The organism is Cohnella mopanensis, assembly GCF_022352055.1.
Classification (GTDB): domain Bacteria; phylum Bacillota; class Bacilli; order Paenibacillales; family Paenibacillaceae; genus Cohnella; species Cohnella mopanensis.
The window spans coordinates 93,379-119,372 of sequence record NZ_JAKRWM010000004.1; the positions used below are offsets into that span (position 1 = coordinate 93,379).

Consider the following 25,994-nt stretch of genomic DNA (forward strand, 5'->3'; position numbering starts at 1 on the left):
TGAGCCTTAATATGATTATTGAATTGTCGCTTGTACTCTTATTATAATGAACACAATGATCATTAATCAACATCACGTTCATTAAAATAGACAAAGAGAAGGTGGAGAGAGAGTGGCTATTTTTAAGCAAAAACTGTTGTGGATCGGGATTATTATCGTCATGGTCGTATTAATCGTGTTCGGTGCCGCGATGATGGGATCGGTGCTGGGTACAAAGCCTAAAGAGCTTCCCGTGGCACTTGTTGTACTCGATCAGCCGGCGGATCTTCCGACTGGCGGCGCTCTTGCGGTAGGAGAAATGATTAAGGATAAGCTGACGGCGAATACGCAGCTTCCGGTGAACTGGGAAATCGTCGGTTCGGAAGAAGAAGCACGGGTGGGACTTGATGAACATGAATACTACGGCGCGTTAGTGATTCCTGCCGATTTAAGCAGCGGGCTGCTGTCGCTTGCGACCCCGACCCCTAAGCCGGCTACCGTTAGGATCATCGCGAACGATGGGATGAATACGCAAGCCGCGACGGTCGTGAAGCAAGTTCTAGGGCAGGCGATGAAAGCAGTTAGCTTAGAGCTATCGAATCAATTGCTCGGGCAGATCGGACAGCAGACCGGCGGGCAAGTTCCGGTAGCTACGGCACAAGCGTTGCTTGCGCCTATCGTAGTGCAGGAAGAAAGCGTTCATGCAGTCGGCGTGAATAACGCGAGCGGTAATGCGCCGGGATTGCTCACACAGATTATGTGGATGGGTAGCTTGGTTACAGCGATGATCTTATTCTTATCGATCCAGAAGACGTTAGCGGGCGGTGCGCGTAGATGGACGGTAATCTTGTCGCAGACACCAGCTGGACTAGCAATCGTAGGCGCGGCATCCGGTTTCCTCGTATGGATGGCTTCCTCTTGGTACGGCATGGAGCTGGCGCAAGCGGTCGATACTTGGCTGTTCTTATGGCTGGGAGGCGCGGTATTCTTCCTTATTCAGTCCACATTGCTGAACTGGATCGGGATGCCGGCGATGGCGATCTTGGTGCTGTTAATGTTCTTCTCGATGCCTGTCCTGAACATGGCTCCGGAGTTTTTGTCGCAGACGACGCAGAATTGGATCTATTCGTGGACTCCTCTCCGGTTTGTCTCCGGGGGATTGCGCGAGGTCATGTACTTCGGCGGCTTAGATTCGGTGAGCTCCAATGCTACCGTGTTATGGTTAATCGGCGGTGCATTCCTAGTCGTTCTGCTCGCTTCAAGCGTGAAGAAGGCCAAAGCGAAACCGAATCCGGTTGCACAAACGGCATAAATGAAGGTTATAACTCGGCGGCCTGCTCTCCTTGGAGAGAGGGCCGGCTTTTTCATTACGGGGCCGCATATGGTACGATAGGACTTACTAGATGCAGAGACTCAGGAGATGAACGAGAGTATGGCAGGGAACGGTAAGATCCGCAGCGACGTCAAGCCAGGGCTTGAGGTCGATATCGTATTGAAGCAAGATCAGAGAACGGGCAAATTGACTCGCGGAATCGTAAAAGATTTGCTGACGAACTCGCCTCAGCATCCGCATGGAATCAAGGTTCGATTGCAGGATGGCCAAGTCGGACGGGTTCAGAATATTATTACCAACGGAACTATGTAGAGGGCACAATAAGAAGAAGCCTATTGTAACAGAAGAGAATTTTATCCTTATTCCATTGAGAATAGGGATTTTTTTGTTCGGAATGGTTTCCGATCCGGCTTGGGAGAGTCGGGTGCTTATGATACGATGAAAGTACAGATGACGAGAGCGGGGCTGAAGAAGATATGCAGATTCAAGTGGTGTGCGTAGGAAAGTTAAAGGAGAAATATTGGACGGGAGCGATAGAGGAATACGCTAAGCGATTGGGGGCGTACGCGCGTCTAGATATCCGGGAGCTGCCGGACGAGAAGACGCCGGATTCGATGAGCCCGGCAGAGGAGGAGCAAGTACGCATTCGCGAAGGGGAGCGTATCCTCGCGGCGTTAAAGCCCGACGCGCACGTCGTTGCCCTCGCCATTGACGGAGAGACATGGACGAGCGAGCAGCTAGCCGCGCACCTGGACAAGCAAGCCGTCTACGGCGGAGGGGCTGTGTCTTTCGTCATCGGCGGCTCGCTGGGGTTGTCGGCGGCGGTGTTGTCGCGCGCCGACAAGAAGCTCAGCTTCGGCCGCATGACTTACCCTCACCAGTTGATGCGGGTGTTGTTGCTGGAGCAGGTTTATCGGGCTTTTAAGATTAATCGGGGGGAACCGTACCATAAATAAGGCGTAATTTGATACTAAAATTAAATACCAGCATTTAAACGAGCTTGGTTGATTAAAACATTCCACTTTAAGGAATGTGACTTGAAATGAGAAGAAATATGTTTGATGAATGACGTCAGGTGGATACTTATAGAATGTCCACCATGAAAGATTTTGAATAGTTTATGAACGTCTAAATATGAGAACAATTGTAAGGTGAAATGTTGATTCTTATCGAACTGAACTAGTATTTCGATTATACTATATGTAAAATTTAACCGTCTTAATGAAAGGGTGATTAGTTTGGAATCAGTGAAATTAATTCATAAAGCATTTGATAAAAAGTTAAATGCACTTTCTGTACTAGTAACAGTTTCTATGGAAGAATACATAGGCTTGACCCAAAATAAAATGAGAAGTAGTTATTATCAAAGAAAAGTTCTACCTCCTTCCAGAAATAAAGTTTTTAAGAGATTAATAGAGGATCTTAAAGTTGGAACTACAGTTCCAGCGTTATCTATTGCTGTTATTAATCCGGTTGAGATAAATGAAGGAGCCCAAGACGCTGAAATAGAGCAGGCTATAAAAGGTATTGGAGAAAATAATATTTCAATACTTGATGGAATTCAAAGAACAAACTGTTTTATTCAAGTTAAGGAGAGTTTAAACGGAGAAGAATTAGATCGATTTCTGAAATCAGAGATACGAATTGAGATGTGGGTGAACATCCCAATATTAGCGCTACTATATAGGATGGTTGTCTTGAATGCGGGGCAAACAACTATGTCACTTCGTCATCAATTAGAAATATTGAATTTTCCACTGAAGACAAAGCTAAAGGAATTAATAGTGGAGCTTGAATTGTTTGAAGAGGGAAAGGAAACAAGAAATAGAAACGGAATGTGTCAATATAAATTTAGTGATGTAATAGAAGCGTTTTTAGCATTTATTGGTGGAGATCCCGAAGTGGATAAGAACAACGAAGTGGCCCAACGATTAGAGAAATTAGATTTTTTATCAAGTCATTCAGACAAATTAGAAAACACTGATGAAGAGATAAAACATTTTGCATTTATTATCGGTTCGTTGGATAAAAGCATTCATGAAAATTACACTAATTTAAAGGAATTTGGATTCGAAAATAATAATGCTTATTCAGTATTAGGATCACAACCAACTCTTGTAGGGATATCTGCTGCATGGGGCGAGGGTTATTTGAAATTTGGGCATGAACACATGAAAAAAGCTGAAGAAGTGTTGCTTTCGATATTTCAAGAAGAAACCGAAGACCCGTTGGGGTTAAGTTGGTTTGCAGAAACTAAACAGATACAATCAAAGCGAGTAGGGGATTTCGAAAGAAGACTTTTCTATAGGGCATTTCTTGAATTCATTGAGGGGCTAGATTTATCCAACCCTGTGGCTGAAGATTTTGAAGTTTATTGGAATAAAGCGATCAAAAGGGAATCAAAATCCAATGCTTAAAGACGTGATATCTAGACTTGTTGAAACTCCTGAATTGTCGACATATAACTTAATAAGTGAAGTAGATGAATATTATACTAATTTAGTAAGCGATTTTCAAAATGAAGTCGCATCAGGTTCAAATGGACCTGTTTCGCTTCAGTTCGGCGAAACTGGAATTCGGACGCTGATACCCTTTGAAATGCTTAATATCTTTATTAGCACCCATCAAATCGTTTCAGCAAATTATTGGAGTCATGAAGGGGTGGAGCATAATAATCATATAGTGTTAATATTATGGTCGTCAGACCCTCTAGTAATAACAGATGCGGGAAAATGGGAATTTTTCAATGGAACGAGTAAAGTAGCCGAAGTTATCCAAAACCCATTATGTAGTGATGAAGTAGTTTGTAAGTTTATCTTGAAAAATCCCTCGGAATGGATAGTTAGATTTAATTCAAGCGGAAATCTTATCGACTCCATTTCCTCATTTGCTGGATATGTAAGATTATTTACACAATCAGAAATAGAAATAGAAGCAGTATTACTGGAGCTGTCCGCTATTGGTCTCCATGCATTTAAACCACGATCAAAATGGAATCATTCGATTAATAATGGTTGTGCCCAAATAGAAGATGATATTATCCCTGGTTTGGTAAGTCTCAGTATTCCTACAGATTTCTCTATTGAAAGATCAAGGATGTTTAGATTTGCTTCCATAGCAGAAGATCCATTTGATGCAATTCTCCGCTACTGGCATATAGTAGAACATATGTTTGATAATTTGGTGGAGTATTTAATTACTGATTTTGTTACGACTACACCTAGAGCAGATAAATTTAGTAGAAAAGTTTCTCAAGCAATAACCGAAGCATCTTGCGCTAAGGAGATACTTGTTCATAGAATTACTTCTAGTTCGTATAACGAAATTATTAGCTTTGTGGACCCGAGTTTTAAATTAAAAATAGAGAATACCGCTAGCATAGCAGGAACATCAGACTTTAAATTTTGGAATAGCAATGAAGTAAATGGAAAACGAGTTTTGGGTGGACTATTATATTCTTTTAGAAATGCTGTTGCTCACCGAAGAGAAACAGAAAATTGGTTTAATAGAATGTTGCCAGATCATGAAAACTCGGTGAAGGGTATTATGCCACTAATTCAAAAGGTAGTATACTATGCAATTGTAACCTAGAATTTATCCTCTGCAGTTCTTGATCTACAAAGTAGTATTCAATCGCAGAAAAGATAGTAAGATAGTAAGATAGATTAAATAAACCGGTTGAATGGCGATTTATTAAGTTTGGTTTACTAAAGAACAATAAATGAAGGCACCCAATCGGGTGCCTTTCGATTTCGCCCTATAGATGATACGCTGAACCGTATCATAAGTAGAGCGAAAATTGATTTCAAATTTTTGTAATGCATTATTATATATTCAATTCAAGCTCTTGTGTACCCAGTGGTCAAGTGATTGTAGCTTTTTTTAAAATTAAAAGTTCAGAGTTTGATCATAAATATACTATTTGGTATAATATAGGTGAATTATTCATTTTCCCCGACCATTACTTCACAGGCCCCCCGAAACAACGGGCAGAGCGATTCCGTAGTTGGAAAGGTTCGTAAAGGGGGGGGGGGGGGGGCGCATGGGAAAACAAGCAGCAAGATGGTTTGAAGGTTTTAATATTACAGCACCATTCATTACGCTCACGTTTAAGAAACCAGCAGATGTATCTACGGGGTCGGGGAAAGTGAATAATTTCTAGTAGGAGTAGCCCACGTGGTTGCTCCTATTTTTTTAATCAGATGTATTTTCAAATTGATGCTGTTCAATCAACTTCGGAGATTATGAAACTTAATTTAATATTAGGAGGAAATAAAAATGGGAATTGGTCGCAATGATCCCTGCAATTGTGGAAGTGGAAAGAAGTACAAAACATGCTGTATTGATAAACCCAAACGTAGTGTCTCAAATATAAATACAATACCAATTGAAAATAGTGTTTCTGATTTTGAATATATTGAAGCTAAATCAAAGGAACTTGAGAAAATCATATCCCTTTATACCATAGATGATGTTACAAAAGCTGTTTTTTGTATTAACTCGTGGGCAAATAATCGTTCGGCATTGGCCCAAATATTAACATTAAATCTATCGTTAAGTAATACTAAAGAGTTCGGAAGTCGAAATATAAAGGAGTATTCCGAGTTTAAAGCGTTTTTTGATTCGATTGCTATTCATTTACCGATAACATATAGAGAAGACTTGACATTAAATGACTTTGGCGAAGTTAAAATCAATGTTGGTGGCGAGAGCTTTCCAATAATCCTTGGTACTGGTCACGAACAAGTATATGCTGCGATGAATTATCTTCCTATATTGGCCAAAGTTATTGACATGAATGAAGACCTTAATACCATATTGCTTTATAACCGAAAGATAATAGATACACTTGCTGGTAGCAATGATTCTTCTTCTGACGATATCGTGTTTGAAATGCCTTCAGAGCAGTTTTGGCTAGCAGTGAATTGCCTTATTAATTCAATAGAATTTATAGAATTGTCAAAACAAGTATTTCAAATTATGGGATATCAAAAATGTCCAATCGAAATGCGGCATTTCTTCGTTTATAAGGAAGACTACTATTCACTTTATAATATATCAATATTGGTCGATTTCTATAAAAAGCTCCTCTCTTTGGCAACAAGGGAAGAATATCATCGCCATATTAACTTGACACTTGGAATGTTGATAGAAACCACTTTTAATTTTTCAAATAATGACCGTTCACGAGTTCTCATTGCACCTAGAATTTTTAATAAGGAGACAGGGAAACCTTACACGAAAAATCAGCTAGCATTTATGACCATCAGCGACGATAGAGTGTTAGTTGCGATAAATAAAGGTGATTTTGAAAATGATGTTAGCATCAACGCTGAAATCGATACATTTAATTCGTTACACGAAAGAAATCAGTTGCTACTCTGTGAAACGTATTATAGAGAAGAACTAAATGGGGGGTATGCAATTAATGTTTCGGCAGAAATGCCAGTACATTTTTTGCTGATTGAACCATTCACAGATATATCTGTTCATGGATCATTTTTTGGCGAAGTTGGAGATCTGTTCTCGTGTTCTGCTCTTGATTTGATTTATATGTTAGGTTTTATGGAGGACTTTAACGAGTTGTTGGACTTTATAGAATATGACAGAACAGAAAAAGCACGAATAATGGTCATCGGTGGGAAGAGTAATTTGTTTTTTTCATGGAAAAATGCACATCAACATATCGCATCAGGTGCTGTTGAGTATGATCAAATTTCTGTTTCATATGGAAGCTCTGATGATTATGTATTTGATTACTACACAAAGAAGTTGGCTCATTTTCCGTTTAATCTACAATCCAAAATGTTTTCTAATCCTTTTAGTTGGAAAGTTAAAGAGGGGGAGTTGGGGTATACACAGTTTGAACATAAAAGCTGTCTAGGTTTTGGTGGTGAGGCAAAGATGATTGGAACTTCTACATTCCTTTTTCTAGCACATAATATAGAGTTTTTTATTAGTGAAGATTTCACACCAAATAATCATACAGCATTGAGAACAATTGATGAGTTAAATCAACGCTTGTTTAATAGATACGGGGAAATGCTTGCCGTATTACCTTTTCTAAAAGGAAGAGTACTGCAAGTTATGTTTATGCCTATGCATTATGCAAAAAAAGTTGACCTTTCTGGGTTTACTTTAGATCGTAACAAGAAATATGTTTATAGTGATAGTTATGTCGATACTGATACGATAATTATTCGATATAGTGCAAATCTAGATGAACTGCTATCAGCTATGATGAATGCTATTGATAAAAGTATAGAATCCACTTATTTTTTAGAGCTAATACATCCATTAAAAAAATATTTACAATCTTCTTTTGCGGATTTGGAATCGGCGGTTAATACGGATTCTTCACTAAAAAAAGAAGTTGGCGTCTTTACTATCAAACAAGATTACTATTATTCTGATAGGGCACCTAATTTCCAAATGGAATCACTGAATTTTGTGAAGGCAAGGAAAGAAATCGCCAAAGTTTGTTTCTCAGCAGGAGTAGAACCAGGAGAATATCGTGGAAAGTCAGCAACTCGTGGTATTAGAAAAATGCAAACAGCTATTGTAGGAGTTTTTGAGGAGCATATTTCACGGTATAGCAAAGAAGATTTACACAAAAAGGCTTTGAACTATTATTCTACTCAATTGCATGGAATAATAATTAATCTCAAGCGGTACTCAAGCTTCAATGATTTGGATCCTATTGTTCAACAAGAATTCGAGGAGAAAACTAGAAACATTCGTGAAGAGTATAGACGTAATTTAAGAACGGCTCAGTATCTGTTAGAAAGTAATCTTGGGATTCAACATAGAGATACCACTACCAATTGTAAAATAGATGAATTTGAAAATCTTTTGGCTTTTGCTGACTGGCTTGTTGTATTACAAGATAACGCTGATATATCTCATTATTCAGAAACTGATTTATTAATTGAAATTGATCAGGAATATAAGGTTGAAACTATAATTTCTGAGAATAGCGAACTACTGCAAGAGGATATGCTTCTACGTAAATATAAGCATGAACACTACACAATTAAACAAGATGATACCGATAAAGATTTTCTTATTCAATCCGCAAGTGCTTTTTTTGACGATACCGGAATAGAACTGGGGATATTAATATCCTTACTGGAATACCTACAATTAGAGGTTGTAGATAAGCCATTTGCTAAAGAAGTTTATCCAAACGTATTTGAAGTTCAAACAGATGAATTGATCACAGATTTCCTTAAACTTTTAATAGAACCCCAAGATGATAGTCTAGAGAAAGCTGAAAATGCACTACGTTTTATTACAATTGACTGCGAGAAATTAAAACATTTGAATGGTACAATTCATGATATATTACCATTTTGGGAGCGTGAAAAACGGGATAACAGATTTGATGTTAAGCCTATATTATTGCAGGACGGCAAATGTATTTTTTCACCAGTTGTTATTAGGCAATTATCCACATCTTGGAGAAGTGGTTTTCTAGAATGGTATCTACCATATGAAGTTGGCTTAGAAAATGTGAAAACAGTGCTTACAAATTGGAAAAAAAGATATGAAGATGAGATGGTTCAGGACATTGCAAGTGCATTTAATGAGGTGGGTTTTCATCTTGTTTTTTCAGAGTTCGAATTGGCATCAAGATATCCCAAATGTGGTTTTCCAGATAACTTAGGTGACTACGATGTTCTTGCTGTTAATCAATCTAATAAAGAAATATGGATAATCGAGAGCAAAGTTCTTCAAAAAGTAGGGTCTATCTACGAGGACCAAATGCAGCAAAAGAGCTTTTTCTTTCAACATAGAGACGATGAGAAATTCCAGAGGAGGATCGACTATATAAGGAATAATCTGGGTAAAGTTACATCTGTGTTAAAGTTAGAAACTACGGACTATGTGGTTATTCCTTATATGGTGACTAACAAACTATTTACTTCTAGATATAAGAAACTTGATTTTCCCATAATATCGTATTACGAATTAATGCAAAAGCTTGAGGACTTATAGAAACAAGATTGGCTGAGTAAAGGTTTTGGACTAATTTCGAATTAGTGGGAGAAGATCAGGGTATCCATCATCATGGGTACCCTGAATTTTTCGCCTTTACGGTGATACGGAGAACCTTATCACAAGTAATGACTAATTTTTTTGGTAGAAGATTGCACATCCTGCTTGCGGACGCTGTTAGCTACAGATGCTGCTATCGGTTAAACGGCTTTACGCTTGAACGTTAGTAGCCGAGAGCGAATGAACGAAGTCTTTATCGATGATCTTTATTCAGCAAGTGACGACGATCCAACAGACAGTATATGACTTGGAGTACATCGCTCATGTGGCGATGTACTTCTTTGCTTTCTGCTCTGTCTTAAGCGCGATCTGCCTGAATCATCAACGCGACTGCTCTGGATATGGACTCTTTTAACGCGCCAGGGTTCTTCGCAGCTTCTGGATCAAGCGAAGGGCCGAAGGCGTTCGTTGCCGTCCAAGCGGTAGCAAGTGTCATATCCCACGCTGCGTGGTCTCCTAGTTTTGCTAATCGGCTTTTATCCGAAAGTGTACGACAAAAAGACAAAATTTGCATATATACAAAAAGTAGTCCCTGACCTATATATAGGTCAGGGACTACTTGCAAGTAATCTAGTAAGCGCTAACCAAGTTTTCAAAATCAAGTGACTATATTCGGTTTTGCTTGCTATAGTGAATATGATTATGTCGAAAAAAGTCGTTTATTCCAACATAGGCGAGGTTATTCATCGTGAAATGGTTTAGAAAATATTGGAACGGTATCCGACTCCCACACAAGCTAGTGCTCGTGTACATGCCGCTCATCGTTATTCCGACGCTGCTTGGCTCCTTAATGCTGATGCATAGCTATACCGCTTCGAGTAAGGAAGCTTCCCGGGACTATGCCGCCGATTTGGTCGGATTGATGGTCGAGCAGATGGACTACCGGTTGTCCTCCATCGAAGAGCTTGGCAAACAGATGATTACCGATAGCGAACTGCTTGACCTCGTGTCGCGCACAGACGTGACGACGTTCGAGCAGCTCGACAAGACGACGGCGATCAAGAACTGGATGAACCATTACTGGCTCAACAACAACATGAATGAATTCATTGTTGCGATGGTGCTTGACACGGGCAGCGAGATTTACCTTTACAACGAGAACGAAGTGAGCCAGTATCGCATACGCAACCCAGAATATAAGCAGGCCGTCCGTAACAATCGGGGCGGCGCCGTCTGGTTCGAGCCAGCCAGTTTTTCGAACAGCTTCCAAAAGTTCGAAGCCTTTCGGGTAGGCCGATGGGTGCGGGACAGCAAGTTGAACGAGGTCGGCATTCTGACGATTGTCATTGACGTCGAAGCCATTCGCTCGATTTTTAACCAGACGAAGTTGGATGAGAACGCGCTGATTCGGCTACAGACGGCGGAAGGTCGCATTCTTGTCGACAACGGCAACGAGGGTGGGGATGCGGGCAACTATCAGGACCTTCATCTCGATTATTCCGACATCCGGGAAGACTGGGCGCTGTCCGCTTCCTTGAAGATGGACGACCTGTACGCCCAGATCAACCGGATGATCCGCCTGACGATCCTCATCATCTCGGTTGTATTCGTCTTTGGGCTTGTCGTCACCCGCTATCTCGCGATCGACGTTGTGAATCCGATCCGCAAGCTCATGAGTAATATGATGTCCGGCGTTCAGTCCGCCAGTCCCCGCAAGCTAGTGAAGTTCAAGGGAGCAATTGAAATTCGGGAAATGAACGATATTTTTGTCTCCGTCATGTACGAGATCGAACAGCTGATCCAGCAGACTGTCAGCCAAGAGCAGAAGAAGCGGGCCGCGGAGATCGAAGCGCTGCGCAAGCAGTTGTCTCCGCATTTTCTGTATAACACGCTCAATTCGATCCGCTGGCTCGCCATCCTGCAGAAGCAATCCAACATTAAAGCGCTCGTGGAATCCTTGTCCAGCTTGCTGAACTATACGCTCAGAGACGCCAACGAGTTCGTGAACCTTCGAGAAGACGCGGAGAAGCTTGAGGATTACATCTCTATTCAGAAGATCCGGTATCGGCAGTTCGCGTATGCGACGGATATCGGGGAGCGAACGTTAAACGCCTCTGTGCCGAAGTTCATCATCCAGCCCATTGTTGAGAACGCGCTCATTCATGGCTTAGAGCCGCTCGACCGGATGGGGCAGATAACGGTCCGCGCGTCGATTCGCGGAAGCGTGCTGAAGCTGACTGTTGAAGACAATGGCATCGGCATCGCCCCGGACAAGCTGGCCGAAATCCGGCAGCAGCTGAGTGGCTCGGCGCCGCAGGGAACGACGAAGCATATTGGCATTTTGAACGTGCATGAACGCATTGTCGCGCATTACGGTTATCCTTACGGCATGTCGATCGACAGTGAAGCTGGCCAAGGGACGACGATTGAAGTAACTCTTAAATACGAGGAGCGATCGGAAGATGAATACTATCATCATCGTAGATGACGAATCATTGGTGCGGGTCGGCTTGCAGTCGATTATCCCGTGGGAGGAATACGGTTATACCGTATCGGGGGCTTACCATAATGGGCGGGAAGCACTCGATGCTTGCATGCGTTCGATGCCCGACGCGATCTTGACCGATATTCGCATGCCGGTCATGGACGGTCTGGAGTTCATCAAGAACGTGCGGAGCTTGTCGCCCCGCGTTCCAATCGTCATCCTGAGCAGTTACGACGATTTCGAATATACGCGTACGGCTATCCAGCTGGGCGTGCAAGATTACATTCAGAAGCACCGGTTGGAGCCTGAGGAATTGATCAAGATGCTCGACGGGCTGAAAATCGAGAACAACGGAAATGGCGAGGAGGAGGCCCGGCAGCAAATCCAGCGGTTGAAGAAAGAAAAAGAGGAGCTGCTTGCCGCAGCATCGCGAGCGGAATCGGCAGGAAATCGGAGCTCTGAGCCTGTCCCGTCGGGAGTGTTTCCTGAATTAGAGAAGCGGATCGCCGAGCTCGGACCGTATGCCTGCTGGATGATGATTGTGCCGAATAGTCCATCCTGGCGGGAGGAAAGCCATCCGCTGTCGTATTCATTCCTCGTGCAAGAGGAACTGGAGCGTTATCGGCATACCGATTACCTTGGAGCGAGAGGCTCTGTCGTCCATGCGCTGTTTTACGCCGGGGAAGAGCTGCCGGAGCAGGAAGCGCTGCGGGAGCATGTCTCGCCGTTCTGCGAGAACCTGTTGGAATCGTTGCGGCAAAAGTGCAATACGGAATTTGCGATCGGTATCGGCGGGCCGTCGTTGTTCGCAAATTACGAAGGCATGTACCGTGGGGCGACGAGCGCGCTGGCTTCTTTGTTTTACGGGGAGAACGCCATTGTGTTCGAGACTGGCGGGGCCGAATGGACCAAATATACAGAAGAACAATGGATTGAAATCTATAAAACGCTGAAAAAACACATTCAGCAAGAAAGGTTCGATGAGTTGGTCGCCTGGCTAGATGGACCTTCTACGGAAGCGGGGATTATCCAGCCAAAGGATTGGCTCCGAATCGGCGGCATGCTGGCGACACAGGTGACTGACTTCCTGATTGAGCATTACGCCTTGGATGTCGAGAAGATCAAGCAGCATTTCGGAGATCTTTGGCCGCTAGAACGGTTTATCGATCGGCCGCAACGCAAATCCGACTGGATCACGGCGATCCGGCTTGTTTTCGAGCGGACGAACGCGTTGATCGTTTCCGTGCGAGCGAACAAAACGTGGCTTATCAAGATCAAGGCTTACGTGAACGAACGTTACGCCGAGCCTATCCGCCTGGAAGATGCGGCCGCTCATGTCTATTGGAGCGAAAATTATTTCAGCCAGCGGTTCAGTCAGGAAACGGGGATGACGTTCTCGGAATACGTCGCGAGCGTCCGCATCGCGGCAGCCAAGGAACTGCTGAAAAACGGCGACCGTTCGACTGAGGATATCGCTGCCTTGGTTGGTTACGTGAACGCCAACTATTTTGTGAAAGTGTTCAAGAAAACCACGGGACTAACGGTCTCGGAATTCAAAAGCCAGCATAAATCGTAAATTTGTGCACGTAATCAGAAGATCGGGAATCGGCTGGGTGAAGGAGCGGAACATCTGGCATCAAAGCGAGGGGACTGTGCATGGAACAATACACGGATCGAACTTACAATCAAAGACATCGGAGAGCAAAAGAAATGTGGTGGTCTATGTACGTTTCGTTTAACAAGCGCTTACATGCTGCGGTATTCCTGCTGCTGGTCGTTGTTCTAGCGGCCGGGTGCTCGAAGGTAGATTCCTTGCGGTCCGGAGAGCAGGAGGCAAAGCCGAAAGTCGATAGCCGCCAGGTCCAGCTGCAAGTATGGGGAGACCTAGGCAACCAGTTTGCGCTGGAAGCTTCGTTCAGACGCATTAACGAGAACTTCATGAAACTTCATCCGAACATCCGCATTAACTACAAATTTGTTCAAACACCCGAAAGCCTCGATTTTGGCGTACTGTCCAATGAGCTGCCCGACATCTTCTATGTGCAAGGGAACAAGACAACCAAGATGAGAGAACTCGCCTTGAATGGGTACTTGCTGCCCCTTGATGATTACGGGTTCGACTTGCGGAGATATCCGGAAGGCGCCGTTCAGTACGGTACGATCGAAGGCAAGCTTTACTCCTCGTTGCCGGCTTTCATGGATACTCAACTTGTATATTACAATGAGGACATTTTCGAACGCTTCAATCTTGATCCGCCTCGTACATGGGATGAATTCGTCACGCTGCTCGACGTTCTCGTGTCCAAAGGCGTCACCCCGATTTCTATGCCCGGCACGGAGTACAAGGAACGTTCGTGGCTTAGCTACGTCTTCATGGCGCTGTTCGCCTCCGAGAAATCGGAAGCGCTTATGAACGATAAACCCGGCGTCCGCTTGACGGATCCCGAGTTCGTTCAAGGACTGCAGGCGTTCCGTGATTTTGCGGAAAAGAACTACTTTGGCCGCGACTACGTGACCCAGGACAGAGTCGGATGGCAGCTCTCGTTCACGAATGGCGCCGCCGCGATGATTGTGGATGGCAGCTGGAACAATCTGTTGTACGAAAACAGTGGAGTAAACGTGGGGAAATTTTACGTACCGGATTCGGAAGGCAAACGCATCGCCCCGACCAGCTACAACAACTGGACGACGTATTCGATATCCCGGAACACCAAGTACCCCGAGCAAGCCGTCGAGTACCTGAAATACTTGAACTCGAGCGAAGCGCAGCAGCTGCTGGGGGATGCGACAGGGATGATTCCGATACTCGAAGATATCGAACCGCAGGAAGTCATTCAGGATTTGATGAACTATGACAGGGCTGTCGATAACTTCACGACGATCATGGCTCATCTTTCTAAGAGAGACATGGACGCGCCCGCGCTTTACCGGCAGACCGTGCTGGCAAAGCTGCTGACCTCGAAGCTGAATGGTCAGGAAGCGGCCGAACTGCTGGAGACGGGAATCGATTATATCGACGAGCCGGACAAGACTAACGATGTAACTAATCAGGGAGGTTCTAATTAATGAAAAAGAAAAATATATTCGCTCTTGCCCTCTTAACCGCATTATCTCTTACCGTCAGCGCATGCGGAGGAGCAGACAAAGCACCAGCTTCAAGCGGAGGCTCGAACCAGGCATCGTCCGGGAAGGACGATACAAAGGTGAAAATCAAGTTTTTCGGCATGAACATGGCATACACTTCGATGGAAGAGATGGGCGCCGAGCTGCAGAAAAAAATGCCGAAATACGATATCGAGCTGCTGAAGGTTGATACCGGAACGATCGATGCATCGATTCGGACTGGCGTTGCTGGCGGAAACCCGGCTGACATCTACTTCTACTGGCCGCAAAACATGGGCAACCTCGTTAAGGACGGACTGGCGCTTGATCTGACGCCGTATCTCGAAGCAAACAACGGCGAATGGAAAAACACGTTCACGCCGGAACTGCTAGACCTTGGTAAAATCGACGGCAAGTATTATAACGTGCCCTTTGGAAGCGCTTACCCAGTGCTTATCGTAAACAACGAAATTTTCAAGCAAGCGGGCGTAGAGCCGAAGCAAGAAATGACTTGGCAAGAATTTATGGATATCAACGAGCAGATCAAGACGAAGACGGATGCGGCGCCATTCGCTGTCAGCTCCGAGCCTGACCGTCAAAGCTGGTTGATCCGTCAAGGCGTCATGAGTCTCGCGAACGGCGACGGCAAACTCGAAGCACTAGCTACCGGTAAAGTTGCTGCTGACAGCGGCTACTACGAAACGGCGCTGAACAACATCCGAGATTTGTATAAAAAGAACTACTGGTATCCAGGTGAAGGCGCCCTGAATATTACGAGAGACGAGATCAATGCCGCGTTCCTGCAAGGCAAAGTTGGCATGTTGGCTGAAGTAGCCGGAGCGGCGCTGTCGATCTCCGAAAAAGCCGAATTCGACGTAACAGTCGTGAAGTGGCCAGCGATGGGTCCTGAGACGGTCTTGCTGGGCGGAGCCAACGGTTATTTCATTCCAGCTAACGCGAGCAACCCGGATGCAGCTGTCGAAGTTCTGAAGACGCTGCTCGGATCGGACATTCAATCGATTCACTTGGCGCATGGCTATCCGCCGGCGAACCAAACGATTAAGGTTGAGAACCCAGTGCTGCAGCAGATCATGACGTTCACCGAGGATCTGTATCCGTTCGAGTTCCATACGAAAGAAGCGAAGATGAAAAGCTACTATGAAGGCGAAATGGTTCCCAACTTCTTAATGGGACAAAAAATAAAAGACGTGCTCGGCCAATTGGATACACTGCGCCAGAACGCCTTTAAGTAAGGAGAATGCGGAATGGCTCAACATCCGACGAGACGCAACCTTATATTCGGCATCTTGTTATTAACTCCGGCGGCTGCAGCCATTATCGCGACGACGCTGCTGCCGGCTCTGTCCAACCTACTTATAGCTTTTCAGGATTGGAATGGCTTTGCAGCCGCGAAGTGGATCGGGTTTGACAACTTTAAAGCCGCTTTTGCGGATGATTATTTTTGGAAAAGCATGAAAGCTTCATTCTTTATCGGGATTATCTCCACGTTGGGCGCCGTACCTCTCGGCGTCCTTCTCGCGGCCTGTGTCTTCAAAGTCGGCAAGTTCGAAGGCTCGGCGTATCGGGTCGTCCTGTTCGTGCCGGTCATGATCCCGCTGGCGATTATCGGGCTGCTGTTCACGTTTATGCTGAACCCGGAGATGGGCTTGATCAATAAAATACTGGAGCTCATCGGCCTAGAGAACTTGCAGCGCGCATGGCTCTCCAATCCGGATACAGTGATGTGGGTTATCTCTCTCATCGGCGCATGGAGAATGGCTGGGCTGACGATGATGCTTACCTTCGCCACGATGATCTCGATTCCGACGGAATTATTCGAATCCAGCAAGCTGGATGGAGCGGGCTATCCTCGTCAGTTTTTCTCGATTATGCTGCCGCTCATTCGCCCGTCGCTGCAAGTATCCACAGTATTCTCGTTTATCGTGCTCGTGTCGACTTACGATTTGGTCTACATTATGACGCGGGGCGGACCGGGAACGGTGTCGCAGACCGTACCGATTTATATGATGAAAACGGCGTTCACGTACAGCAATTTCGGCTCCTCAGCAACGATCGGACTATTGTTCTCCGTGGCGGGCATTCTGGTCATCTTCTTGCTGCAACGCCTCTTTAAGGGGGAGAACCATGAAATTTAGCCAAAATTCCGAGCGTATCGAAAGCTGGATTACGCGAATTATTTTACTCTTTTTCGTGGCGATTACAATCTATCCGATTGTGTTCGTGGCGATTAACTCGTTGAAAAGCACGAGTGATTTCTATGCCAACGTATGGGCGCTTCCGAGCACGATTCACTGGAGCAACTATTCATCGGCTTGGTTTGACGCACAGATTGGAGAATATTTTACGAACAGCGCGATCATCGTTGTCAGCGCCGTGCTTGTCATTGCGGTATTCGGGGTCATGGCGGGATATGCGCTTGGCCGCTTGAATCTTCCGTATGCTGAAATGATTTTAATGTTCTTCCTAGCGATGAAAATGATTCCGCATGAATCGCTCATCATGCCGCTTTATCTGATGTTAAGCAAGATGGGCATCATCGGTGATCATATATCACTCATTCTGCCTTATGCCGGATGGGGATTGCCAATTGCCATCTATATTCTTAAAAACTATTTCCAGACGATTCCGAATTCGCTGCTGGAAGCCGCTCGGATCGACGGTGCTTCGGAATGGCTTACGTTCCGGAAAATCATGGTGCCGCTGGCGATGCCGGCAATTGCGACCGTCATTATTTTCAACTTTGTCTCGCTGTGGGGCGAGCTGTTATGGGCAACCGTAGCGCTGTCGACAGCAAAGCTGAAGACGCTGCCGCTTGGCATCATCGTGTTCCAATCTGAATTTGCAACCGATTGGGGACCGCTGTCGGCGGCGATCTGCATGGTTATGCTGCCGCTCGTCATTGTGTTCCTGTTTATGCAGAAATATTTCGTGCAAGGCATTACCGCCGGCGCCAATAAAGGCTGATCCGGGGAGAGAGATGGGAGAGAGGAACGTTGACCGACCGTATATATGAGCTTTTCTTGCAGCCTCCCAACGAATACCGGGGCAAACCGTTTTGGAGCTGGAATGGCAAGTTAGAAAAAGAAGAATTGCTAAGGCAAATTCACGTATTTCACCAGATGGGATTGGGCGGCTTCTTCATCCACTCCCGGACGGGACTTGTAACCGAGTATTTGGGAGAAGAATGGTTCGAATTTGTAGAAGCTTGCACGGAAGAGGCCGAGAGGCTTGGCATGGAAGTGTGGATCTACGACGAAGACCGCTGGCCAAGCGGCACGGCTGGCGGTATGGTCACGGAGGAGCCTCGGTTCCGCTTGAAGTTCATCGAACTGCGGGTTGTGCCCGCGGCCGAGTTCGATTGGCCGGAATCGGATGATTATATCGCGGTGTACGCGTGCCGTCTCGAAGGCGTTGCTTATTATGACGCCGTTCAGTTGATGCGCGGAGAGCTGTCGATTGCGGGTACATCGGTACTTGTATTCGCTATCGTTGAGATGAACAAGGATAGCTTCTACAACGGATATACGTACGTGGATACGATGAACCGCGATGCGACGGACCGTTACCTCGAAATTACGCATGACCGTTACAAAGAGCGTGTCGGCAAGCATTTCGGGCGCACGATCAAAGGCGTGTTTACAGATGAACCGCATCGCGGGGCGCTTATGGACGGCTTCGGCATCACGAATGAACGCCGGTTGTGGAGCGCACCGTGGACGTATACGCTATTCGAAGATTTCGAACGGGCTTTCGGCTACGACCTGCGCAGCAGGCTGCCGGAATTGTTCCTGAAGCCAGAGGGCAGACTTGTCTCCCAAGTGAAATGGCATTATGTCGAGCTTACGCAACGTCTCTTCATCCAGAATTACTTGAAACCGATGCAGGACTGGACCCGTGAGAACGGGCTGCGCCTGACCGGCCATATGCTGCACGAAGATACGCTGACGGCTCAGACGGCTTACCTCGGATCGGCGATGCGATTCTATGAGTATCAGGACGATCCGGGCGTTGATGTGTTGCGAGAGGGAAACCGCAACTATTGGCTTGTGAAGCAGCTGTCTTCGGCAGCTAGACAGCTCGGACAGAAGTGGCTGCTCTCGGAGTTGTACGGCTGCACGGGCTGGCAAATGACGTTCGAGTCCCATAAAGCGGTTGGAGATTGGCAGACACTCTTTGGCATTAACGTCCGCAATCATCATTTGTCCTGGTATACGATGGAGGGAGAATCGAAACGGGATTACCCGGCAAGCATCTCCTATCAGTCGGCCTGGTGGGATGATTACGAATTCGTGGAGACGTATTTCTCCCGGTTTGGCTTGGCGTTGTCCCAGGGCGAACGCAAATGCGACGTGCTTGTGCTGAATCCGGTTGAAAGCGTCTGGTGCCAAGTGTATCCGGGCTGGTCGATCGATATGAAGACACAGTCTGCGGACGTGCAGAAGCTGGAAGACCAATACCGGGATACATTCCACTGGCTTTCCGGGGCGCAGATCGACTTCGACTACGCCGACGAAGAGATGCTCGGGCGGTTGCACGCGATTGAAGACGCGGTTAAGGGAGATCCTCTTTTCTGGGTCGGACAAGCAGCGTACCGCGTTGTGCTCGTCGCTGGAATGATCACGATTCGCGAAAGCACGGTTGCTGCGCTGGAGAAGTTCGCCGCAGCCGGAGGCAAAATCATTTTCGCGGGAGAGGTTCCGCAGTACGTCGATGCATTGCCTTCTGACCGCTGCGTGCGTTTGGCGGAGCAGGCGGTTTCCGTCCCATTCGACGGACCGGGTATCGTTGACGCATGCCGCGCCGGACAGAGTGTTCCTATGCAGGTGATTGACGCTGCGACGGGACTTCCGGCGGAAGAGATTTTCTGTAGGCTGAACGAGGACGAGAACGGACGCTTCTATTTCGCGTTGCTCAACGTCAATCCGGCTGTCGCTTATGACATTCGGGTTGAACTTGGCATCACCGGTGCTATTGAAGAGTGGGATTGCAAGACTGGCGACAAGAAAGCTGTTGCTTGCGAAGCGGGCGACGGAAAGTTGAGCTGGAACGTTCGTTTCCATCCGTCCGAGGAACATCTGTATGTTATTGATAGCGTGGCGCCTGCGGCAGAGCTGGCGGCTCCGATCTTGGAATCGTCAGCGTCAAATCGTCTGAACGAAGCTTATCCTTATCGCCTGAGCGAGAGCAATGTCTGCGTCCTGGATATGGCGAGCTACCGAATCGGCGATGGGGAATGGAGCAGGCAAGCCGAAATTTTGCAGGCAGACCGTAGCATCCGGACCGAATTGGAGCTACCGCTAAGAGGCGGACGAATGATTCAACCTTGGTATGCGGCGCTCTATCATCAAGAGCTTAATGCCCTGGCAACGCCGCTTGTTTTGCGATTTGCGTTTTCGGTGGCTGTCTTGCCGGACAGTGATTTGCAGATCGCGATCGAGAGTCCAGACTTGTTCGAGATCGCCGTTAACGGCATTTCCTTAGATCGTTCGGACATGGACGGTTGGTGGGTCGATCCTTGCTTCAAGAAGATCAAGCTTCCGCGTGCTTTGCTGCGGACGGGTGAGAACGTATTGGAGCTGCGGACTGATTTCCGGAACGAAACCAACTTGGAGGCCGTCTATTTGCTCGGTGATTTCGGCGTTCGGTTGGACGGCGTGCGTAGAACGCTCGTCGCCTTGCCCGAAACCGTCTCGTTTGGCGATTTGACCGAACAAGGCTTCCCGTTCTATGGGGGCAAAATTCGCTATCTCATCGCCTCCGCCGCTTTCGGCCCGTTGCCGGAAGATGGTGAGGGAGCGACGCTGACATTGCCGGCGTTCGATGCCGCGTGCGTGAAAGTGGGTGCCGCATTCGGGGGCGAGACGAAGATGATCGCTTGGCAGCCGTATGAAGCAGATATTACGGAGGAGCTTCGTAAGGGCGAACCGATTGGCGTGGAAGTCGTGCTGACGCGGAGGAATACGTTTGGTCCGCTGCATCTCGTGCCAACGCGAATTCCTGAATACAGGCCATTCCATTTTCTAACGCAAGGGGAGTCGTATTCCGAAGCGTATGGTTTGATTCCTTCCGGCATTCTCGGCGTGCCCGAAGTTTCGGTTCGTTACTCGAAGTAAACGGAAGCAAGGCCGCCCGGCCTGAATCGGCCGGGCGGCCTTTTTTGTTCAAAGTTGAAAGGGGGATTCTCGAATATGAAATGGTTGATGGCGCCCGATTCTTATAAAGGAAGCCTCAGCGCCGTGCAGGTGGCAGAGGTGATGGTCCAAGCCGTGCGAGACGAACTACCAGGCGCGGAAGCGATTGGTTTGCCGCTCGCGGACGGGGGAGAGGGTACGGTGGACGCGCTCGTCACGGCGGGTGGCGGGGAGAAGCGGTTCGTGGAAGTGACGGGGCCGCTCGGCTTGCCCGTGCGATCGTACTACGGAACGATCGGAAGAGCCGCCGTGCTGGAAGCGGCGAACCTGTTTGGCCTGCCGATGGTGCCGGAGGCGGATCGCGATCCGCTGTGCACAACTTCGGCCGGCCTGGGGGATGCGATCCGGGCGGCTCTGGATGCCGATTTCGCGGAGTTCATCATCGGATTAGGCGGGAGCTCAACCAACGACGGCGGAATTGGGATGCTTAGGGCGCTTGGCGTGATCTTCCTCGATCGCTCGGGCAATCCGCTGCGCGGCTATGGCGCGGACTTGGCCGAGATTGCGTCCGTCGATTTCACCGGACTTGACCCGCGGCTCGCCGCCGCACGCATCACGGTTGCGTGCGATGTGAGCAATCCGCTGCTCGGCGAAGCCGGGGCTACGTTCGTCTATGGCCCGCAGAAAGGGGCTTCGCCGGAATTATGCCGCCGGCTTGACGAAGCGATGGCGGCTTACGCGGACAAGGTCGAGGAGGGGCGCGCTCCGATGCGGAACGAGCCCGGCGCAGGAGCGGCGGGCGGCCTTGGCTTCGCGTTCCTAACGCTCGGGGCGAAGCTTATGCCCGGCGCGGAAGTGCTTGAAGCTTATGTCGGGCTGCGGGAGAAAATCCGCGACGCGGACTGGGTCATCACGGGCGAGGGGCGGAGCGATGGGCAAACGTTGTACGGCAAGCTTCCGCTCCACATCGCCCAGCTGGCCCGCGAATCGGGGGCGAAAGCCATTCTGCTGTCCGGCAGTCTTGGACCGGACAGCGAGCGGCTTGCGCCGTATTTCGCAGGTTGCTTCTCCATTGCCGAAGGCCCGGCGACGCTGGCCGAATGCATGGAGAATGCCGAAGCCGCGCTATACCGATCGACCCGCCATCTGGCGCGGTTGATCGCCACGGCAAGCGGCTAAGAAGGGAATAAATCATACAAAAGGCACTCTCGGGGATGTAGGAGTGCTTTTTTGTATGTCTTTTAATTTTCGCCCTACTTATGGTGCGTTGAAACTGTACCACAAGTAATTGCAAAATTGTTTTGAAGTTCTTGCGATCTGTAATTTCGACGATATTCGTTCATAATAAATCGAGATCACGATCGCTTTATCTCAATGGACTTTACAGGCGGTAGTTATGGTCAATTACTTGTTCCCCAACACATCCACCCTCTCCTGCAATCCTTCTACAACTTCCTTCGGTATTTCCCTGACTTTGATATCTCCACCTAAGAAAAGCAGCCAATTTGTTATTTCGGTTAATTCATCCGGATGATGAACATTGATGAACGTCTTTAAAATAGCCGTAGTTTGATAAGGATTCGTGTATGAAATTGTGATTTTTAAAGGATGGTACTTTTTGAACTGGGCAATCGCCTTGGGACCAAGTTCGAGGACTAGGTTGATGGCTTCTTCCTGCTTGCTTAGTTGTTCTACAATCTTCTTCTTACTTATTCTTTTTTTCTCGGAGGATGGTTTAACATCGGTGAGATTGTCGACTGGAATAATCCGCCTCTTTCCCTCCTCTAGGCTGAAGCCTTCGATTTGCCAAGAGCTTTTTTCACGATATAGGCGCATGAGATAGATGGGATAAGACTTTATTTCTCTTCCTTCTTCGACGGAAACCACTAAGTAACAGTCTTCAAGAAGGATCTGGATGAGTTGTTCTAACATCGGATGGGGCAGATCCGATAGATCAAGCAGGTCAGGATTGTGGGGATTGGTACCTTCGAAGAGTAAGATTTGATTTAACAGAACAAGATCATCTTGCTGGTTTTGAGAGATGAGGCCGAGCAATTTTTCTGCTAAAGAGTGGCGGCTCTTGAGGTAAGGGAGTTGCAGATTGCGTGTGGCCATGAAGGCGATAAAAAGAGCTTTAATCTCATTATCGGTAAAGCGGATCGTGGGCAGGACGGAGTTGTTCATCACAAAGTAGCCCCCGTCCCTCCCGACTTCGGCGACCAGAGGCATTCCCATCGATTCAATTTCCCTGATGTCTCGAATCGCTGTCGAACGGGAGATGTTAAACTCATGCATGATTTCCGAAATGGTAAAATGGGCGCGGTTGTTGATGTACCGCATGATGATGTTAATCCGTTCTACTTTTTTCATCGGGCCCTCTAAACAGTATCATATTTTGACATGATTTATCGTTATTATAAACCCATCAAGTAAAAAAACAAATGATTTAATCAAATGAAAAAAGGAGCTGGGATGATGGCAGCATATACCCTTGAGGAGAAAGACAGTTTTATCGTTGTAGGTGTTGGAATGGAACTGAAGAGCGCGTACACGGACTATGCCGGCATGAACAAGGAAAAGGAAACCTTCTGGCGGGCAGTAGAGCAGGATGGAAGGCTTGACGTCTTAAAGGCTATCGCTGGGAACGACTACATCTTTGCTGTAAACGAATTGGTAAACGGTAAAAGGAAGTATTATGCCGGCGTCATGACAGAAGCATCGGTACCGGAAGAACACAGCGTGGTCCAATTCCCTAAGGGACAATACCTCGTCATTAAAGGCGAAGGGAAGACGGCTGATGAGTTGAGCAGTATGCTTACCGGCATTGCCTTTGGTCAAGTATTGCCAGAAGCCGATAGTTTCGCCTATGTCGGTGGACCCAATGCGACGGTTGAGATGGGGCAGCGAGACGGCCTTGTTTATGGGGAAATGTGGATTCCAGTTGTGCGGAAATAAAAGAGATCAAAGGAGGAATTGGAATGAGTACTATTACCGGTAATGAAAAGATTGCGAAGGTTGAATCCCGTCCTATCGGAAGGACGGCAGCTTATTGGATCGTCACCATTATTCTCGCATTCTCTATTGCATTAAGCGGGATCGGGCAATTGATGCGATATGGCGGCAATGTCGATTTAGTGACCGATATTGGATTCCCTTTATATATCACGAACATTCTCGGGACTTGGAAATTGCTTGGAGTCATTACGATCGTAATACCAGGTTTCCCTCGGCTTAAGGAATGGGCTTATAGCGGTATCTTTTTTCTAATGACAGGTGCGGCCCTATCTCATGTGTTCGCTCATGATTATGGGGATGGTGGATTCCATGTTATTCTTCCACTTTTCTATGCTGCGCTTGGCATCGCCTCCTGGGCGCTGCGCCCGAAAAGCCGCAGACTCTAATGGAAGTGAAATCAACGCCAGCCCATTCCTGAATCCGATAGACTTTCTCTACCAAAGACACTAATATTTAGGTAGTGAGCTGTTGGAGAGCACAATTGGCTGAACTCTAAACAGTATCATATTTTGACATGATTGAGGCTTATGATAAACCTATTAAGTGAATAAACAAATCAATGGATGGATTCATTCAAAAAAGGAGCTGGAATCATGGCAACGTATAACTTTGAGGAAAAAGACAGCTTTATCGTTCTGGGTATTGGAACGGAGCTGAAGAGCGATTACACGGATTATGCCGGCATGAATAAGGAGAAGGAAAGCTTTTGGCGGTCAGTGGAGCAGGATGGAAGGCTTGATGCGTTAAAGGCGATTGCTGCGAACGATTATATTTTTGCCGTAAACGAAGCGGTAAATCACAAGATGATGTATTATGCTGGCGTGATGACAGATGCATCGGTACCGGAAGAACACAGAGTGATCCAATTTCCTAAGGGACAATACCTCGTTGTTAAAGGCGAGGGGAATTCGGCTGATGAGTTGAGTAGCATGCTTACTGGCATTGCCTTTGGTCAAGTCTTGCCAGTAGCCGATAATTACGCCTATGTTGGCGGGCCCAATGCAACGGTTGAGATGGGGCAGCGAGATAGCCTCGTATATGGGGAAATGTGGATTCCAGTTGTGGAGAAGTAAACGAAATCAGCAGGAGGAATGAGGAAATGTCCACTATAGTTGATTTTAAAAATGTATCTACGGTAGGCCTGGAATCTTCGCCGGTAGCAGAAGCACTAGCTGGTTTGCGTGCGAATGAAGCCCGGTACTTCATGAACAAATACAAGCACGAATTTACGATCGTACCAGCCGGCGAAAGCCAGGAGACGCTTGATTATGTGAAACGAGTTTTGAAAGAAGAACGTGGTATTGAGTTTGCGGCCCAACCGCTGGAAACATCGCGTTTTCAAGTAGAAAATATCAAATGGGCCTTCGTCTTTTACGAGGACGGTCTAGCGGTCAACGTCCTGTATACGGTGGACGATCCCAAGAAACGGGCCGTAGGGTTTAAGCTATCTGAGGGAATGGAAGTACCTAAGGAGCTGGAAGAGAAGAAGTTCAAATTTGCAAGACAGAAGTCCAAACTGGCTGGGACCATCCGAGGTTCGTTCTTCGTGATTAAAGGAGAATATTGAAGCAATCAAGCCATCGAGACAAAGAATTACCTTGCAGCAAGCAAAATTTAATAATAACGCTTGGCGACCATAGGGCCGCCATTTTTTTCGCCGATAGACCTGTTAAGGAGAACCGTATCACAAGTAGGGCGAAATTCTAAGTGGAGTCGCTTAGAGGATTGCACGATGAACCCCTTCAGGGCAATTGTCCTGAAGGGGTTTTTACAATATCGCTCGATTTGTACGACGAGATTCCGGTGTTTACCCACCGAGCGTGCGTGCATTCTCAGCTTGATGATCCACTATGAGATTCGCCGTCAGCTCGTCGATCCGTCAGCGAACCTATTGGCAGACGGCGTGCCGAGACCGGAGCAGGCCGTAGCA

Annotated in this window: 20 protein-coding genes; 18 read left to right on the forward strand and 2 right to left on the reverse strand. The window is 46.9% G+C overall.

The window, feature by feature from the left end:
• Positions 1 to 112: 112 nt before the first annotated feature.
• The 6 genes from L3D05_RS07830 (at position 113) to L3D05_RS07855 (ending at position 9,310) form a co-directional block, all read left to right on the forward strand.
• Positions 113 to 1,291, forward strand: a complete 1,179-nt coding sequence (locus L3D05_RS07830; protein WP_239615465.1) for a YhgE/Pip domain-containing protein — start codon at positions 113 to 115, stop codon at positions 1,289 to 1,291.
• 120 nt (positions 1,292 to 1,411) lie between these two features.
• Positions 1,412 to 1,624, forward strand: coding sequence for a YwbE family protein (locus L3D05_RS07835; protein ID WP_239615466.1), 213 nt, complete (start codon positions 1,412 to 1,414; stop codon positions 1,622 to 1,624).
• Positions 1,625 to 1,788: 164 nt separating this feature from the next.
• Entirely contained in the window at positions 1,789 to 2,268 is a 480-nt protein-coding gene (gene rlmH, locus L3D05_RS07840) for a 23S rRNA (pseudouridine(1915)-N(3))-methyltransferase RlmH (protein ID WP_239615467.1), read from the forward strand.
• A gap of 282 nt (positions 2,269 to 2,550) precedes the next feature.
• Positions 2,551 to 3,729 (forward strand): hypothetical protein, encoded by a 1,179-nt coding sequence (locus tag L3D05_RS07845; RefSeq protein WP_239615468.1) that lies wholly within the window; start codon positions 2,551 to 2,553, stop codon positions 3,727 to 3,729.
• Positions 3,722 to 4,903, forward strand: a complete 1,182-nt coding sequence (locus tag L3D05_RS07850) for a hypothetical protein (protein WP_239615469.1) — start codon at positions 3,722 to 3,724, stop codon at positions 4,901 to 4,903. Before L3D05_RS07845 ends, L3D05_RS07850 begins: the two co-directional genes overlap by 8 nt.
• Positions 4,904 to 5,590: 687 nt before the next feature.
• Positions 5,591 to 9,310 (forward strand): YecA family protein, encoded by a 3,720-nt coding sequence (locus L3D05_RS07855; RefSeq protein WP_239615470.1) that lies wholly within the window; start codon positions 5,591 to 5,593, stop codon positions 9,308 to 9,310.
• A 358-nt stretch (positions 9,311 to 9,668) separates the two neighbouring features.
• Here the strand turns inward: L3D05_RS07855 and L3D05_RS07860 are convergent, their stop codons facing one another.
• Complete coding sequence (locus L3D05_RS07860; protein WP_239615471.1) at positions 9,669 to 9,806, reverse strand: hypothetical protein; 138 nt, start codon at positions 9,804 to 9,806, stop codon at positions 9,669 to 9,671.
• A 252-nt stretch (positions 9,807 to 10,058) separates the two neighbouring features.
• Between L3D05_RS07860 and L3D05_RS26700 the strand changes: the two genes are divergently transcribed.
• From L3D05_RS26700 to L3D05_RS07900, 8 genes are all read left to right on the forward strand, one after another.
• Positions 10,059 to 11,798 (forward strand): cache domain-containing sensor histidine kinase, encoded by a 1,740-nt coding sequence (locus L3D05_RS26700; RefSeq protein ID WP_239615472.1) that lies wholly within the window; start codon positions 10,059 to 10,061, stop codon positions 11,796 to 11,798.
• Positions 11,773 to 13,371 (forward strand): response regulator transcription factor, encoded by a 1,599-nt coding sequence (locus L3D05_RS07870; RefSeq protein WP_239615473.1) that lies wholly within the window; start codon positions 11,773 to 11,775, stop codon positions 13,369 to 13,371. Before L3D05_RS26700 ends, L3D05_RS07870 begins: the two co-directional genes overlap by 26 nt.
• Positions 13,372 to 13,451: 80 nt before the next feature.
• The gene (locus L3D05_RS07875) at positions 13,452 to 14,861 is read left to right on the forward strand and encodes an ABC transporter substrate-binding protein (RefSeq protein WP_239615475.1); all 1,410 of its coding nucleotides are present in this window, start codon (positions 13,452 to 13,454) and stop codon (positions 14,859 to 14,861) included.
• Entirely contained in the window at positions 14,861 to 16,150 is a 1,290-nt protein-coding gene (locus tag L3D05_RS07880) for an ABC transporter substrate-binding protein (protein ID WP_239615476.1), read from the forward strand. The genes L3D05_RS07875 and L3D05_RS07880 overlap by 1 nt, the downstream gene beginning before the upstream one ends.
• A 12-nt stretch (positions 16,151 to 16,162) precedes the next feature.
• Positions 16,163 to 17,053 carry a carbohydrate ABC transporter permease gene (locus L3D05_RS07885; protein ID WP_239615477.1) on the forward strand — a complete coding sequence of 297 codons (891 nt, stop codon included), beginning with the start codon at positions 16,163 to 16,165 and terminating at the stop codon, positions 17,051 to 17,053.
• The gene (locus L3D05_RS07890) at positions 17,043 to 17,882 is read left to right on the forward strand and encodes a carbohydrate ABC transporter permease (protein ID WP_239615478.1); all 840 of its coding nucleotides are present in this window, start codon (positions 17,043 to 17,045) and stop codon (positions 17,880 to 17,882) included. The genes L3D05_RS07885 and L3D05_RS07890 overlap by 11 nt, the downstream gene beginning before the upstream one ends.
• A 29-nt stretch (positions 17,883 to 17,911) precedes the next feature.
• On the forward strand, positions 17,912 to 21,031 hold the full coding sequence (locus L3D05_RS07895; protein WP_239615479.1) for a glycosyl hydrolase: 3,120 nt from the start codon (positions 17,912 to 17,914) through the stop codon (positions 21,029 to 21,031).
• Positions 21,032 to 21,106: 75 nt separating this feature from the next.
• Positions 21,107 to 22,228: a glycerate kinase family protein gene (locus tag L3D05_RS07900; RefSeq protein WP_239615480.1), complete on the forward strand. Its 1,122-nt coding sequence runs from the start codon at positions 21,107 to 21,109 to the stop codon at positions 22,226 to 22,228.
• Between the two features lie 225 nt (positions 22,229 to 22,453).
• On the opposite strand, the gene L3D05_RS07905 is transcribed toward L3D05_RS07900, so the two are convergent.
• Entirely contained in the window at positions 22,454 to 23,419 is a 966-nt protein-coding gene (locus L3D05_RS07905; protein ID WP_239615481.1) for a helix-turn-helix transcriptional regulator, read from the reverse strand.
• Between the two features lie 105 nt (positions 23,420 to 23,524).
• Here L3D05_RS07905 and L3D05_RS07910 point away from each other — a divergent pair, with 105 nt between their 5' ends.
• From L3D05_RS07910 to L3D05_RS07925, 4 genes are all read left to right on the forward strand, one after another.
• Positions 23,525 to 24,004, forward strand: coding sequence for a GyrI-like domain-containing protein (locus L3D05_RS07910; RefSeq protein ID WP_239615482.1), 480 nt, complete (start codon positions 23,525 to 23,527; stop codon positions 24,002 to 24,004).
• A 23-nt stretch (positions 24,005 to 24,027) separates the two neighbouring features.
• Positions 24,028 to 24,450 carry a DoxX family protein gene (locus L3D05_RS07915; RefSeq protein ID WP_239615483.1) on the forward strand — a complete coding sequence of 141 codons (423 nt, stop codon included), beginning with the start codon at positions 24,028 to 24,030 and terminating at the stop codon, positions 24,448 to 24,450.
• A 207-nt stretch (positions 24,451 to 24,657) separates the two neighbouring features.
• Complete coding sequence (locus tag L3D05_RS07920; protein WP_239615484.1) at positions 24,658 to 25,137, forward strand: GyrI-like domain-containing protein; 480 nt, start codon at positions 24,658 to 24,660, stop codon at positions 25,135 to 25,137.
• A 26-nt stretch (positions 25,138 to 25,163) separates the two neighbouring features.
• Positions 25,164 to 25,631, forward strand: a complete 468-nt coding sequence (locus L3D05_RS07925) for a DUF8821 family protein (RefSeq protein WP_239615485.1) — start codon at positions 25,164 to 25,166, stop codon at positions 25,629 to 25,631.
• Positions 25,632 to 25,994: the final 363 nt, after the last annotated feature.